This window comes from Caballeronia sordidicola, assembly GCF_002220365.1.
GTDB classification, from domain to species: Bacteria; Pseudomonadota; Gammaproteobacteria; order Burkholderiales; family Burkholderiaceae; genus Caballeronia; species Caballeronia sordidicola_C.
In genome coordinates this window covers 14,383-28,602 of record NZ_MTHB01000165.1, presented here as the reverse complement: position 1 = coordinate 28,602, position 14,220 = coordinate 14,383, and the positions used below count along the sequence as shown (strand labels likewise).

At 58.1% G+C, this 14,220-nt stretch carries 19 protein-coding genes; 14 read left to right on the top strand and 5 right to left on the bottom strand.

Translation table 11 applies throughout. From position 1 onward, the window contains the following. Positions 1-7 precede the first annotated feature (7 nt). Positions 8-904: a metal ABC transporter solute-binding protein, Zn/Mn family gene (locus tag BSU04_RS24230; protein ID WP_089162957.1), complete on the bottom strand. Its 897-nt coding sequence runs from the start codon at positions 902-904 to the stop codon at positions 8-10. A 428-nt stretch (positions 905-1,332) separates the two neighbouring features. On the opposite strand from BSU04_RS24230, the gene BSU04_RS24225 reads away from it, so the two are divergent. The 7 genes from BSU04_RS24225 (at position 1,333) to BSU04_RS24190 (ending at position 8,051) form a co-directional block, all read left to right on the top strand. Then, positions 1,333-2,106 carry an L-iditol 2-dehydrogenase gene (locus tag BSU04_RS24225; RefSeq protein WP_089162956.1) on the top strand — a complete coding sequence of 258 codons (774 nt, stop codon included), beginning with the start codon at positions 1,333-1,335 and terminating at the stop codon, positions 2,104-2,106. A 237-nt stretch (positions 2,107-2,343) separates the two neighbouring features. Continuing rightward, positions 2,344-3,651 (top strand): ABC transporter substrate-binding protein, encoded by a 1,308-nt coding sequence (locus BSU04_RS24215; protein ID WP_089163079.1) that lies wholly within the window; start codon positions 2,344-2,346, stop codon positions 3,649-3,651. A gap of 112 nt (positions 3,652-3,763) precedes the next feature. Next, complete coding sequence (locus BSU04_RS24210) at positions 3,764-4,699, top strand: carbohydrate ABC transporter permease (protein ID WP_089162954.1); 936 nt, start codon at positions 3,764-3,766, stop codon at positions 4,697-4,699. After that, a complete protein-coding gene (locus tag BSU04_RS24205) occupies positions 4,696-5,544 on the top strand; it encodes a carbohydrate ABC transporter permease (protein ID WP_089162953.1) in 849 nt (282 codons plus the stop codon). The genes BSU04_RS24210 and BSU04_RS24205 overlap by 4 nt, the downstream gene beginning before the upstream one ends. Before the next feature lie 70 nt (positions 5,545-5,614). After that, a complete protein-coding gene (locus BSU04_RS24200) occupies positions 5,615-6,319 on the top strand; it encodes an HAD family hydrolase (RefSeq protein ID WP_089163078.1) in 705 nt (234 codons plus the stop codon). A gap of 49 nt (positions 6,320-6,368) precedes the next feature. Then, the gene (locus tag BSU04_RS24195) at positions 6,369-7,490 is read left to right on the top strand and encodes an ABC transporter ATP-binding protein (protein ID WP_089162952.1); all 1,122 of its coding nucleotides are present in this window, start codon (positions 6,369-6,371) and stop codon (positions 7,488-7,490) included. A gap of 141 nt (positions 7,491-7,631) precedes the next feature. Then, complete coding sequence (locus BSU04_RS24190) at positions 7,632-8,051, top strand: tyrosine-type recombinase/integrase (RefSeq protein WP_089162951.1); 420 nt, start codon at positions 7,632-7,634, stop codon at positions 8,049-8,051. 134 nt (positions 8,052-8,185) lie between these two features. Here the strand turns inward: BSU04_RS24190 and BSU04_RS46600 are convergent, their stop codons facing one another. Both BSU04_RS46600 and BSU04_RS24185 read right to left on the bottom strand, forming a co-directional pair. Then, positions 8,186-8,326: a hypothetical protein gene (locus BSU04_RS46600; protein ID WP_179258427.1), complete on the bottom strand. Its 141-nt coding sequence runs from the start codon at positions 8,324-8,326 to the stop codon at positions 8,186-8,188. Then, on the bottom strand, positions 8,308-8,724 hold the full coding sequence (locus BSU04_RS24185; RefSeq protein ID WP_144021335.1) for a hypothetical protein: 417 nt from the start codon (positions 8,722-8,724) through the stop codon (positions 8,308-8,310). The genes BSU04_RS46600 and BSU04_RS24185 overlap by 19 nt, the downstream gene beginning before the upstream one ends. A 329-nt stretch (positions 8,725-9,053) precedes the next feature. Between BSU04_RS24185 and BSU04_RS24180 the strand changes: the two genes are divergently transcribed. The 7 genes from BSU04_RS24180 to BSU04_RS24155 all read left to right on the top strand — a co-directional run bounded on the left by BSU04_RS24180 (position 9,054) and on the right by BSU04_RS24155 (position 12,403). Next, the gene (locus BSU04_RS24180; protein ID WP_089162949.1) at positions 9,054-9,614 is read left to right on the top strand and encodes a PAAR domain-containing protein; all 561 of its coding nucleotides are present in this window, start codon (positions 9,054-9,056) and stop codon (positions 9,612-9,614) included. Positions 9,615-9,663: 49 nt separating this feature from the next. Continuing rightward, positions 9,664-10,200: a PAAR domain-containing protein gene (locus BSU04_RS24175; RefSeq protein WP_179258426.1), complete on the top strand. Its 537-nt coding sequence runs from the start codon at positions 9,664-9,666 to the stop codon at positions 10,198-10,200. Then, on the top strand, positions 10,197-10,733 hold the full coding sequence (locus BSU04_RS48885; RefSeq protein ID WP_179258425.1) for a PAAR domain-containing protein: 537 nt from the start codon (positions 10,197-10,199) through the stop codon (positions 10,731-10,733). The genes BSU04_RS24175 and BSU04_RS48885 overlap by 4 nt, the downstream gene beginning before the upstream one ends. Positions 10,734-10,740: 7 nt before the next feature. Further along, positions 10,741-11,013, top strand: coding sequence for a hypothetical protein (locus BSU04_RS47880; protein ID WP_256983265.1), 273 nt, complete (start codon positions 10,741-10,743; stop codon positions 11,011-11,013). Beyond that, positions 10,974-11,396, top strand: a complete 423-nt coding sequence (locus BSU04_RS47875) for a M35 family metallo-endopeptidase (protein WP_256983264.1) — start codon at positions 10,974-10,976, stop codon at positions 11,394-11,396. The genes BSU04_RS47880 and BSU04_RS47875 overlap by 40 nt, the downstream gene beginning before the upstream one ends. A gap of 175 nt (positions 11,397-11,571) precedes the next feature. After that, positions 11,572-11,889 (top strand): hypothetical protein, encoded by a 318-nt coding sequence (locus BSU04_RS24160; RefSeq protein ID WP_089162947.1) that lies wholly within the window; start codon positions 11,572-11,574, stop codon positions 11,887-11,889. Position 11,890: 1 nt separating this feature from the next. Then, positions 11,891-12,403 carry a hypothetical protein gene (locus tag BSU04_RS24155; protein WP_256983263.1) on the top strand — a complete coding sequence of 171 codons (513 nt, stop codon included), beginning with the start codon at positions 11,891-11,893 and terminating at the stop codon, positions 12,401-12,403. A gap of 16 nt (positions 12,404-12,419) precedes the next feature. Here the strand turns inward: BSU04_RS24155 and BSU04_RS24150 are convergent, their stop codons facing one another. Together BSU04_RS24150 and BSU04_RS24145 are read right to left on the bottom strand one after the other, a co-directional pair. Continuing rightward, entirely contained in the window at positions 12,420-13,109 is a 690-nt protein-coding gene (locus BSU04_RS24150; protein ID WP_089162946.1) for a hypothetical protein, read from the bottom strand. Positions 13,110-13,246: 137 nt separating this feature from the next. Next, a complete protein-coding gene (locus BSU04_RS24145; protein WP_089162945.1) occupies positions 13,247-14,194 on the bottom strand; it encodes a sugar-binding transcriptional regulator in 948 nt (315 codons plus the stop codon). Between the last annotated feature and the right edge of the window lie 26 nt (positions 14,195-14,220).

The following is a 14,220-nucleotide window of genomic DNA, read 5'->3' as shown; positions in this document are numbered from 1 at the left end:
CATCCTGTCATTGTGTCTTTCCCTGCAGCGCAACCGACAACGCGTCGAGCTGCGACGTCATCCATGTCTGGAAGGTCTTGCCGGCGGGCAGCGTCTCGGTGACGCTGATGCTCGGCACGTGTGAATCGTGGGCCACTTTCAACATGCGCTTCGTGAGTGCTTCCGTAGCCTGGCTGTTATAGATCAGCACGTGCACGCGACGCTCGCGCAGATCCTTTTCGAACGCGGCAATATCCGTCGCGCTCGGTTCCGTGTCGTTCATCGCCGCGAGCTGGAAGCGGGTGTTGCGCATGTCGAGGCCAATCGCATCTGACATATAACCGAACACCGGTTCCGTTGCTGTCACGGGTACGCCCTTGAACTGGCTCTTGAGCGCGGCGACCTTGTCGTCGATGGATTTCACCGATGCCAGGAACGTCGCCAGACGCGCATCGTAGTCAGCCTTGTGCGCCGTGTCCGCCTGGACCAGATATTGGCTCACCGCCTTCGCCACCGTCGGCATGGTCGCCGGGTCGTACCAGAGATGCGGATTATCGCCGGATTTCCTGCCCGTCAGTTGCGCCGCGACGATGGTCGTGCGCCCCTTGCCCTTCGACGCCGACAGCAGCTTGTCCATCCACGGATCGTAGTCGGCGCCGTTATACACGACAAGCGCCGCATTCTGCAACGCGCGCGCGGTCTTCGGGCTCGCTTCGAAGAGATGCGGATCTTCGTCGGGGTTGCTCAGGATGCTCGTCACCTGGACATGATCGCCGCCGAGCTGACGCACGACGTCGCCATAGAAATTCTCGGCCGCGACCACGGGTACCACGCCTGTAGACGCCGTTTGCGCCGTGGCTGTGCCGCCGAAGCTGGCAGATAAAAGGGCGGCGCAGGTCAGGATGGCGGTGGCAAGTTTGCTCATGGTGTTTCCTGCAATGAGGGTGGATAGAGGGTTGCGGTGTGCGTAGCGACGGCGTTCTGCGCGCTTGCCGCGAAGCATGGCGATCACGCCGACGCGCGCTGCTACGGCCGTTCGAGTCGACCGCGATGATATAACGTATCACTATCGATTGCATCCACTGACGTATTACAAACGCCTGTCCAAGGCCATCCCCGAGGGGCGGCCAATTCCCCGCAAACCCCCGCCGGTTGGGGTTTTCCCGCAGTTTTGACGTGCTTTGCGCGCCGCACCATCGAAACATGGCGGCGTGCCTTGACACCGCCTCGCGCCTCACCGATCATTCGACCAATCAGAGAGCAATTGATCGCGCAAAGAGCGTTCGCTCACCATGACGCGTTTCAAGTGTGGAATTTTCAAGCAGCGGAATCAGAGACGAACCGGAGAAAGCCGTGAGACTGCAGGACAAGGTAGCAATCGTGACGGGTGCGGCAAGCGGAATTGGTGAAGCAGTCACGAAACGATTTCTGGACGAGGGCGCAAAAGTCGTCGTCGTCGATCTGAAGGACGAAGCAGAGTTGGCGCAGCGGTTCCCGGATAGCGCGGGGCGCGTGCTGGCATTGAAAGCCGATGTCACGAAGCGCGAAGACCTTGAACGCATCGTCTCGTCCGCCGTCGAGAAGTTTGGCGGTATCGACATCCTGTTCAATAACGCGGCGCTCTTCGACATGCGCCCGATTCTCGACGAAGCCTGGGACGTCTTCGACCGGCTCTTCTCGGTCAACGTGAAAGGCATGTTCTTCCTGATGCAACTCGTGGCGCAGCGCATGGTGGAGCAGGGCCGCGGCGGCAAGATCGTGAACATGTCGTCGCAGGCGGGACGCCGCGGCGAGGCGCTAGTTTCCCACTATTGCGCAACCAAGGCCGCCGTGATCAGCTACACGCAATCAGCCGCGCTGGGTCTTGCGCAACATGGCATCAACGTGAACAGCATCGCACCGGGCGTTGTGGATACCCCGATGTGGGAGACGGTCGACGCGCTCTTCGCGAAGTACGAAAACCGCCCGCTCGGCGAGAAAAAACGGCTGGTTGGAGAGGCCGTGCCGCTGGGTCGCATGGGCCGGCCGTTCGACCTGACGGGCGCGGCACTGTTCCTCGTATCGGCGGATGCGGACTACATCACGGCACAAACATTGAACGTGGACGGCGGCAACTGGATGAGTTGAACGCTCGCCTTGCATGCGTGCAAACACACGCATGCATCCGAACGTTGCCGCCAAGAAGGCGCAGCGAAGATCATTAAAGCAACACCTGTACTACCCGAGTATCGACTGCTTCAAGCAACGCAACGATCAACTCAACGATCGACGCATCAGGCAAGCCCGCAGCACCAGCGCCCGTGCTAACGATAAAGGAGACGAAACAACATGAAACGCGCCAACTTCACCCTCAAGAACCTGCCGATGCGCTCGCTCGCATTCGCTGCATTCGCCGTTGCAGCCATTGCGCCAATCGCCGCAAAGGCCGCGACCGTGACGATCGCGACGCTCAACAACCCGGACATGATCGAGTTGAAGAAGCTGTCGCCGGCATTCGAAAAAGCAAATCCGGATATCCAACTGAAGTGGGTCATCCTGGAAGAAAACGTGCTGCGCCAGCGGGCCACCACCGACATCACCACGAACAGCGGTCAGTTCGACGTGATGGCGATCGGCACGTATGAAGCGCCGCAGTGGGGCAAGCGCGGCTGGCTCGCGCCCATGACGAACCTGCCGGCCAGTTACGATCTCGACGACGTGGTGAAGACCGCCCGCGACGGCCTCTCGTATAACGGCCAGTTGTACGCGCTGCCGTTCTACGTCGAAAGTTCGATGACGTATTACCGCAAGGACCTGTTCGAAGCCGCCGGCCTGAAGATGCCCGACCAGCCGACCTACGACCAGATCAAGCAATTCGCCGACAAGCTCACCGACAAATCCAAAGGCCAGTACGGCATCTGCCTGCGCGGCAAAGCGGGTTGGGGCGAGAACATGGCGTTTTTCTCCACCGTCGTGAATACGTACGGCGGCCGCTGGTTCGACGAAAAATGGCAGGCGCAACTTAATACCCCGGAATGGCACAAGGCCCTCACCTTCTACTCGGACCTGCTCAAGAGCGACGGCCCTCCGGGAGCCAGCTCGAATGGTTTCAACGAGAACCTGACGTTGATGTCCTCGGGCAAGTGCGCAATGTGGATCGACGCAACGGTGGCGGCGGGCATGTTGTACAACAAGGCGCAGTCGCAAGTGGCTGACAAGATCGGCTTCGCGGCAGCGCCGGTCGCGGTCACGCCGAAGGGCAACCACTGGTTGTGGTCGTGGTCGCTCGCGATTCCGAAAACCTCGAAATCGCAGGATGCCGCGAAGAAGTTCGCGACCTGGGCTACGTCGAAGGAGTACATCGAACTGGCCGCGAAGGACGAAGGCTGGGCCTCGGTTCCCCCGGGCACGCGCAAGTCGACCTACGCCAATCCGGAATACAAGAAAGCGGCACCGTTCGGCGACTTCGTGCTGAGCGCGATCGAATCGGCGAGCCCGACCGATGCAACGCTGCAAAAGGTGCCGTACACCGGTGTTCAGTTCGTCGGGATTCCTGAATTCCAGTCGTTCGGTACCGTGGTTGGCCAGTCGATCGCCGGTGTGGTGGCCGGACAGACGACTGTTGATGCCGCGCTGACGGCCGGCAACGCCGCAGCCAATCGTGCCGTGAAACAGGCCGGGTACCAGAAGTAAGGGCCCAAAGCAGCAACTTGTTGCGCCTAATGTAGGACAGCGGGCCGCGCCGCTTCTGTGAAGAAGCGTCAAGCGCGCGGCCTGCGCATCATCATCGAGAGGTGACACGATCATGAGTCAACTTAATCCCCCCCTCACAGACGGTTACGCGGAATCCGCCGCGGCGCGCGACAAGAAGCGCGCGAAGTCGGTCCGCTGGCTCATCATGCCGTCGACCGCCGTACTGTTCCTGTGGATGGCCATCCCGCTTGCGATGACCATCTGGTATTCGTTCTCCCGATACAACCTGCTCAACCCCGACGTCAAAGGGTTTGCCGGTCTCGACAACTATGAATTCCTGGCCACTGATCCGGCCTTCCTGCCCTCGATTGTTCACACGCTGACGCTGATTGGATCGGTGTTGCTGATCACGGTAGTGGGCGGCGTGCTGCTTGCCGTGTTGTTCGATCGCAAGTTCTACGGCCAGGGCATTGCGCGGCTGCTGGTGATCGCGCCGTTCTTCGTCATGCCCACGGTCAGCGCGCTGATCTGGAAGAACATGATCCTGCATCCGGTATATGGCCTGATCGCGCAGTTGATGCGATCGCTGGGGCTCCAGCCGATCGACTGGTTTGGCGACTATCCGCTCTTTGCGGTGATTGTGATCGTTGCTTGGCAGTGGCTGCCGTTCGCGTTCCTGATTCTCTTCACCGCGATTCAATCTTTGGACCAGGAGCAGAAGGAAGCGGCACGCATCGACGGCGCGGGCGCGTTCGCCATGTTCTTCTACATCACGCTGCCGCACTTGAAACGCGCGATTGCCGTGGTGGTGATGATGGAAACCATTTTCCTGCTCTCCATCTTCGCTGAAATCTATACGACGACCGGCGGCGGCCCAGGTACTGCGACCACCATCCTGTCGTACTTGATCTATGCGCTCGGCCTGCAGCAATTCGACGTCGGCCTGGCTTCCGCCGGCGGCATTCTCGCGGTCGTGCTGGCGAACGTCGTTGCGTTCTTCCTGGTGCGCATGCTCGCGAAGAACCTGAAAGGGGAGTACGAATCATGAGCCATCCTGTTACCGCAACAACGTCCGTGCCGATCCTCGACACGCTCAAGCGTGGCGTGCTGGGTGTGATCGCGTGGCTGTTCGCGCTGCTGCTGTTTTTCCCGATCTTCTGGATGACCATCACGGCGTTCAAGACCGAGCAGCAAGCGTATTCGTCTTCGTTGATCTTCACACCCACGCTGGACAGTTTCCGCGAGGTGTTCGCGCGCAGTAACTACTTTGCGTTTGCCTGGAACTCGATCCTGATCTCGGTCGGCGTCACGGTGATCTGTTTGTTGTTCGCCGTGCCGTGCGCCTATGCGATGGCGTTTTTCCCGACGAAGAAAACGCAGAAAGTGCTGCTGTGGATGCTCTCGACGAAGATGATGCCGTCGGTGGGCGTGCTCGTGCCGATCTACCTGCTGTGGAAAAACACCGGCATGCTCGACACGGTGTGGGGTTTGATCATCGTCTACACGCTGATCAACTTGCCGATCGCCGTCTGGATGTCCTACACGTACTTCAACGAAATCCCGCGCGACATCCTGGAAGCGGGGCGTATAGATGGCGCGGCGACGTGGCAGGAAATCGTCTACCTGCTGATGCCGATGTCGCTGCCCGGGCTCGCATCCACCGCGTTGCTGCTCGTGATCCTGTCGTGGAACGAGGCGTTCTGGAGCATCAACCTGTCGAGTTCGAACGCGGCGCCGCTGACGGTGTTCATTGCGTCGTATTCGAGTCCGGAAGGTTTGTTCTGGGCCAAGCTTTCGGCGGCTTCACTGCTGGCCGTGGCGCCGATCCTGATTGTCGGCTGGTTGTCGCAGAAGCAACTGGTGCGCGGCCTGACCTTCGGCGCGGTGAAATGAGGTTAGACCCGAGGTGGAACGCGAGGTAGATCCAGTGAACCTGAACTTGTCCCAAGCCGGCGTACCGGGCGTGCTCGCTCCAGCCGATGCCCTCGACGGACATCTGCTGATCTGCGACTGCGACGGCGTATTGATCGACAGCGAAGCGATTGCGGGACGCGTGCTCGTGCAGGAAATGGAGGCGCTCTGGCCCGGCGTGGATGCCGAACCGATCGTCACGCCGCTGCTCGGGCTGCGGATCGAAACGGTGCTGCTGCGAACGGCTGAAGCGCTCGGCCGGACCCTCGATTCAGCCCAGATCGACGCAATCCGGGTGGTCGTGGAAGCCGCGGCCGTGGAAGGGCCGGCAGTCGATGGAATCGAGGCCGCGCTGGCGGCGATCTCCTTGCGCAAGGCCTGCGCGAGCAACAGCTTTACGTCGTATGTGCAAGCCGTGCTGAACCGCACGGGCCTCGTGCGGTTTTTCGGCGAGCGGTTGTTTTGCGCCGATAAAGTGCCGAACCCGAAACCCGCGCCCGACGTGTACCTCGCGGCGGCGCGGACCATGCGAGTCGCACCTGAACGCTGCGTGGTGGTCGAAGACAGCGTGACCGGCGTCACCGCGGCGGCGGCGGCGGGCATGACCGTGCTCGGTTTCCTGGGCGGCGGTCATGCAACTGAAGGACAGATTGATGCGCTGAAACGTGCTGGCGCAAGTGTCGTGTTCGACGAGATGGGGCAACTCCCCGCGCTCGTCGGGCAGTGGCTGCAAAACGCAAGCTTCGAACTGCCGTGAGCCTCTTGCTCGCAGAAAACGAAGCCAAGTTAAAGACGGAGACTCCATCATGGCAAGCCTGAATCTGCGCAACATCAACAAACGCTACGAAGAAACGGAAGTGATTCGCAGCGTGAACCTCGATATCGCGGACGGCGAGTTCGTCGTGTTCGTGGGCCCAAGCGGTTGCGGAAAATCCACGCTGATGCGAATGATCGCCGGGCTGGAAGATATCACCGGCGGCGACCTGACCATTGACGGCGTGCGCGTGAACGACCTGCAGCCGGCCAAGCGCGGGATTGCGATGGTGTTCCAGTCGTACGCGCTGTATCCGCACATGACGCTGTACGACAACATGGCGTTTGGTCTGAAGCTCGCCGGCACGAAAAAGCCGGAAATCGATGCAGCTGTCCAGCAGGCCGCAAAGATCCTGCACATCGATCATTTGCTCGATAGGAAACCTAAGCAATTGTCGGGCGGCCAGCGTCAGCGGGTGGCGATCGGCCGCGCGATCACGCGCAAGCCGAAGGTGTTCCTCTTCGACGAACCGCTGTCCAACCTCGACGCCGCGTTGCGCGTGAAGATGCGCCTGGAATTTGCGCGGCTGCACGACGAGCTCAAGACCACGATGATCTATGTGACGCACGATCAGGTGGAAGCCATGACGCTGGCTGACAAGATCGTGGTGTTGTCGGCGGGGAATGTGGAGCAGGTCGGTTCGCCTAACCAGCTTTATCACGCGCCGCAGAACAAGTTCGTGGCGGGTTTTATCGGCTCGCCGAAGATGAATTTCTTTAACGCCGAAGTGACGCAGGTGTTAAGCGACGGCGTGCTGGTGAAGTATGAGACGGGCGAGACCCAACTGACGGCGGTGGAGCCGGGAAGTGCCAAGGTCGGCGATTCCGTGACGGTCGGGATTCGTCCGGAGCATCTGCATGCAGGGACGGCGGCGACGGTGGAGCACGGAGTATCGGCGAAGACGATGGCCGTCGAGTCGCTCGGGGATGCCGCTTATCTGTACTCGGAGTCGACGGTGGCGCCGGAGGGAATCATCGCCCGGATTCCGCCGCTCGAGCGCCATTCGCGTGGCGAAGTGCTGAAGCTTGGCGCGTTGCCTGAGCATTGCCATCTGTTTAACGCCGAAGGCATTGCGTATCGGCGCAAGATTGTCGAGGTGTTGTCGGCGGCTTGAAGGGGGTGGTTCGCAACGGTATCTGTCAAGCGCGGCCGCAAGGGGCGGAAAGACGGCGGGAAGCAAATTGCATGCGTTTGGCATCTACACTTAAAACCGCATTTCGGGAAGATTAGGCTTGGCGATTTAACGCGCTTGCGGGTGTTTACCGCGTTGTCGGCAATCTCCGCTGCCGGTCAAACCCCTACCGCACTTAGCGCGTTCGCGATCCTGATGCAGATGTTGCGATGGGCCGACAAGCGCCATCCATATTGCCGCATGCTGATCGATTCCGACTTGCTCGGTATGGAGAGGGAGGACGTGATCGTAGGCGACTACGACCCTGAGGAACACGAGGGCACGCGTGTGTTCGATGACGCCGAGCTGCGCGAGTTTGCTCGGCGGCTTGCCCGATCGACTCTGCCGGTAAAGGCGAAGCTGCTAATGCTGATCATGGTGTCGACTGGCAAGCGTATTCGCGAGACGTGCATGGGTGAGTGGGCGTCCCTGAACTTCGAAACCGGTGAATGGACGATCCCGAAGGAACACGCGAAAAACAACCGCGAATCGATTGTCGGGTAAGGCGCTCAATCGTCATGGCGTCAAGATCGTCGACGAAATTCATTGCGACAAGGAGTTGCATACGGTATCCGCAAGGAAGCGATCCGGCATTGTAGCCGTGCCGACAATCGCAAATTCTAGCCAGCTGCCAGGCGTCACGGACTGATGTGCACCACCGTCGAAGCGGATATGAAATTCGTGTCCGGCTCGCCGTGTTCATCAAGTGTGCCGTTGTTCGTCTCCATGTCCGCTGTCAGCGCGACCGTGCTACCGACCTTCAGCACAATGGTGCGCATGTCGTCCATTTTTCGGCAATCGGGGCAAAGTCGTATTCACCGCCCGTGTTCGCCAGCAGATCGATATCCGGGACAACGACACTGCGCCTGTCGGGGTCGATGATCGCATTGACCTTAGCATCGTCCGCGACCCTTTGCACACGGAGCACGAACGAATCGCCGTCCTTCTTTACCAGATCGAATTCGATGTTGCGCGGATTCTTCGACTTCACATGCACGACGAGCAGGCGCAGATCGCCGTTGTACGGAAGCACCTGCGTTTCGAGGGCGAGATTGTTTTGCCAGCTGGTAGACCCGGCGATGTCGAACTGGTAATACGCCCACATGCCGCCGCCGATGATGGCGAGGCACGACAACATCTTCAAGCCAAGGTCTACTACCTCGATCATTCTTTTCATGGGCAGTGTCCGCGCTTGGTTGCGCCATGATAGCGGCCGCCGAAGCACCGGGGGCTTTGCGGCGTTGCTAAAGGCTGTGCCTTGTCTATGACCGTCTGACAATGGGGCCGCCGAGCCCTGCAGAAAGTCGCGGTTGTTGCTGAGTGCAGCTTTTTTTCAAGCAAATCTCAATTGGGTGGCACTAAAGCGGACTCTTTTCCGTGCATCGAGCGCACCACCGTTCTGTTTCCTAGTTATTTAATTGATGTTCTGAGACGCGTCTTATTGACTCTTAGTCTATGTGCCCGATAAAACTATTCTGACCATTTTTTAAAAAAGATGCCGAATCGATGCGACGTAATTTCATAAAGGAAGGAGATAAGACAACAAGCGGCGCGACCGTAATCGAAGGTTTCGAGAACGACTTCCATCACGGCGTTCTGCTAACCTTTGTCGGCGCCAAACTGTTCTGCCCAACTTGTAAATCATTGGGCGTAATTCTCGGAATCGGACCGCGCTTCCCGGACAATTGGATGGGAAAAGAACAGGCACTTGAGGGCGACTTAGGCGCATGCAAATGCGAGCCCACGCCACATTTGATCGCATCGCAAAACGACACCTATGAAGAGTACACCGCCGATGAACTGGCACAAACGGGCTGCGGACCTAACGGCGAACTGTTTCTCTATCGCCATGACGAGCAAATAACGTTGCGCGACCGGCGCACCAATCAGGCGTTAGCGAATATCCCCTATCGCATGAAGACAGGTTCTAGCGTCATTGCCAGCGGCAAGACGGACGCCAACGGGCGCACCGGGCGCACCGGGCGCACCGGGCGCACCGGGCGCACCGGGCGCATGATAACCGACGACAAGCAAAACATCATTATCGAGATCCAGCGGGCGCATTGATGCGCCGGGCTTTCGTTCGACTTTCCTTCCCAAAAAAAGGATTCAGAACTTGAAACGCTACGCCATTAAGCTTTACGACAAATCTACGAGTGGCGCATATGTCACTCAAGGAGAGGAGTCAGTCAAGCATCACGGAACACCGGTAGCTATCGTCGGCGGCCCAATATATTGCCCGACCTGCAAGTCGGATGGGTACATCGTGGCGACGGGTCCGCGACACCACACGTCATTCAAAGGTAAAGAGATGGCCCTTGAAAATGACCTGGGTATGTGTAAATGCAGGCCACCGCCGCGCATGATCGCGTCGCAATCAACGATGTCACAGTCGTTCACGAGCGACTTCCTAGCTGCCGAAGGCTATACGCCGTCAGGCATCCCTCTTTTACGCCATCACGACGAAGCAATCACGCTGCGCGACTACCGCACGCGGCGCCCGTTAGTGAATGTTCAATATCGACTCAGAGACGGTTTGCAGATCCTGGCGACGGGTGTAACCGATGCGAACGGTCGCACAGAGCGAGTCGTGACGGACACAGCCTCAAATTTGATTGTCGAAATTCATCACGCGGCGGGGTCACGCATATGATGCGATTGCTGTTGTGTATCGGCGACCAGCCGGCAACGGGCGGTGCAATTGAGTCCAGCGGCGGGACCAACTTTTCGATCATGGGCCATAAGGTCGCGTTGATCGGTGCCTTGGTTCATTGCAACGCATGCAAAAGCAGTGGGCCTATTGCTAAAGCGGGTGGCCCCCGGCGCCCTTGGCATCGCGGCGTCGAAGTAGCACACGAGGGCGACATTGTGCTTTGCAAGTGTGGGACGCCTCCGCGAATGATCGCGACAATGCAAAACACCGTTCGCAACGAAGATATGGCCGAGTCGCCGGGCTATGTCTCTCAACGCCACCAGAAACCGGCACGTCCAGGTACAAGCCTCGTGCTTTTCGATGAGGGGTTTGTCTTGCGAGATAACCGAACCCGCCGACCGTTAGCGCACGTCAGATATCGCGTGCGATCTGCGTCCGGCGTAATCCGAAACGGCATCACCGATGTGGCGGGACGAACCGCGCGCATCGAAACATCACGCGCGGAAAACGTGACGATTGAAATTCAACACTGAGGGATATATGCCACAAGAAGATTGGGTCGAAGTAGGGACCGCCACCACGAACCGCACGCCGAATTCAAACGTCGATATCTTTTTGGACCTGGATAAGCCGGCGATTTGTTCGAATATGACTAACAGCGAGTTTCGTGACTCATTTCTTAGATCGCAAGCTGAAGCCGTTGGCCTGATTCAAACGCGCATCACGAAGTTGGCGAAATGGGACGGAAGCGAACAAGCGCGGGCGAAAAATGGTTGGGCAGCGCCGACGATACAACCCGCGGCATACTGGTAGCCGGTTTGCCGAGACTGCTGAAAGCCATGCAAGAGGTGAAGCCAGAAAATGTAATTCGGTGGGATCAGCAGAGCGGGCGTAGTCTCAGTTGCACCGTGCTTCCAGATACGGGAAATACCGACGCTGCCGTTTGCAAACCTGATTCGGAAAAGCGCATCATCGCGATCTATTCGCATTTCTGCACGTCTCCGCGCGCGCAACTGTGGCACGGTTGCCAGGTCTTGACTTTGATTCATGAATGCACGCATTTCACGGATGTATTCGACTCGACCGACGATATGTACGGTGTCAGCGTTGGGCTTTCATTTTGGGCGCAAGACAACCCGACAAAGGCGATCCGAAATGCCGACAGTTTGGCGTGTTACGTGGGATTCGCGGACTAAGGATTTTGCAATGTTAAGGAAAAGAAATACTGCCCCCCTTGGTTGTCTGGTAGCAATCTGCTTTGTCGCGAGCGTAGGTGCTGCAAACGCCTGTACGATTTCCGAGGACATGACAAGTAATGTTCCGGTCAACTCGACCGAAATTTCAAACTCAGATCGGGTCAGGATTGCAAACATGATGCTTGCCGCCAAGCAATGGCCAGATGTTGAAATCAGAGGCATTGTTTACGCGGGGGGCTATGTCAAGGAGCGCAATCCGAGGGCTCTAGCAGCCCAACGTGCCGCGATTCTTCGCAGCTACCTCGTTCAACTTGGCGTGGATGAACGGAACATTTGGGTCGACACGAGAATCATCGAAAAACCTGATGTTGATGACAACGGCAATCCGACGCTCAATCAAATGGCGGTATCCCTTGTTCCGATATGTTTGGGTGGTTGCGAGCGGCTTTGTAACGATCCGCGCGTGATACCGAACAGCAAAGTGATTCAGTAGCATGGCCGCACAGGTTTGTCGCCAGATGAAAAGAAATCTCCCGGCCGTGCTATTCATCACGGCAATAGCGGTTACGCCTTGGTTCTCAGCAGTGGCACGTGCGTGTACGATCGGCGAAGAAATGGGCGCTCATTTGCCATTTGGCGCTACCGATATTTCTAACGCAGACCGGCTCGCCATTGCGAATATGTACATTGAGGCGAAAAAGTGGCCTGATGTACAGATTCAGGCAGTTGTGATTGCCGGTGCATACAAAGATGAACGGAACCTGGAAAAATTGAAGGAAGTTCGCGGTGAAAATGTCAAGGCATACTTAATGGCGCTTGGCGTTAAAAGCGAGAACATCTTGATTGACAAAAAGACGTTCACCGATCAAATGGTGGGGAGGGAGCCCGATGGCTTGCTGACTGTCGAGCAAGTTGTGGTTGGGCTGACTCCGTTATGTGAGGGCAGTTGCGCGCGGCTATGTGACGATCCGCGCGTAACACCGCATACTAAATTGATTAATCGATGACGTAAAGGGAGGCGCGTCAGTGCAGATGCTCGCGCTGGCGCGCATCGTTAGGTCCATAACGCCACTGCGATGTGGCCGGGTTAAACGTGGAGTAGTCGATTCGCTCGTGGGCGGCTTCGCCAATAGGCGCAATCTTGGTCAGGGTCAATGCTTTTTCAGCGATGTCCTTGAGCTGTACCGCGCCCTTGGCTGTCACGCCTAGCGCGTTCATCTCCGCGATTGTGCTCGCGTGATCTGGCTCGCCCATCAAATCCCGCTGTTCTTTCATCCACTCGAATCTGTTCGCGGCAAATCGAAAGACCACTCGTTCCAAAGATTGATCCAGCGGGCCGAAACATTCTTGGTAGTGAGGGACAAGAAGGCAACCAGAAGGACCAACGGAGAGTTCACCACGAACGTTAGCGTTGAATCCAAAGACGAGGTTAGTCCACGCTTTTTTAAGCGTTTCAACGGTATATCGGAACCCGATAACCTCAAGAGGATGCCTAACCCATTCTTGACCGATGGTTAGCGAGTGGAGTCGATAAATTTCAGCATCAAGCGCAGAAACGAAAAGAACGATTCCCGGTTCGCCCTGATGGCCGCCAATCCACAACGACTCAACGGACTCACCAGGCTTATTCGGACGAAGCAGTGCAGTGAGTCCGAACGGCGCGATATAGCGCGTTTGCAACTTGTCTTCGGGAATGAGTGCGGCAGGGAACATCGATATGCCTCCGAGGGTTAGAGTCATATCAGGAGATGACGCCAAAAAAGCACGGTCGATCGGACGTTTCTTAATTCGCAGGATGATGCGCCTAAAAGCCAGAACCTACCACTTTAAACCCCGCCCCGCCCCCACTCTCAAGCGTCCAGCGCTGCCTGCGCGCACAACTCGTCCGTGACCAATCCGGAAAGCCATTTCCCCTGCAACGCTGCGATCACCGCCTCACGTTTCCTCAAGCCACCCGCGAAGCCAATGGTCGGCCGCTTCGGCGGCGCGTCCAGCCGCAAGCTGGTCACACGCTCGCCGGTCGTTGATTGCACGCGCACGCCTTGTGCGTTTATCGGTAATCCGAGCAGTTCAGCCACCGCGCCGGCCTGCATCATCTCTTCCACTTCGGCGGTCGTGATAAAGCCGTCCTCATGCAGCGGGCAATTGATCCCGATATTGCCGATCCCGATAAACGCGACATCGGCGTTCCCGGACAGCGCATCGACAATGCGGTACAGCCGGTGATTGCACCATTGCTCGCGCTCGGCGCGGCTATCTGCCATCAACGGCGCGGGCAACATGAAATGCTTGCCGCCGGTCTTTTCAGAGAGGTGCTGCGCGACGTCGTAGCGGTTCGAGGAGCCGTCCTGGGCAATCGCCCCTACCATTGACACCAAGCGATGCTGCGGACGTTCCAGTTGCCCGATTTGCGCGACCACGGCCTTGAGCGTCCGGCCGGTGCTGATCGAGATCACCAGCGGTTTTTCATCGGTGAGATAACGCTCCATCACTTGCGCGCCCGCGACCGCCAGTTTGCGGTCCACTTGCTCGGGCGAATCACCGTCTATAGGCACGACTTCGCACATCGACAAACCATATCGCTTCGACAACTTCGCGGCCAGTGCGAGGCAATCGGCAATCCGGTGGTCCACGCGCACGCGGATCAGGTTCTTTTCCACCGCGAACGCGACCAGCCGCTGGGCGACAGGCCGCGAGATCTGCAGCTTCTCCGCAATTTCATTCTGCGTGTTGCCCGCGACGTAATACAGCCACGCGGCGCGGGTGGCGAGATCGAGTTTTTCGTTGGACTTGGGCACGGTGGCTCGATATCTGATCGTTCGTG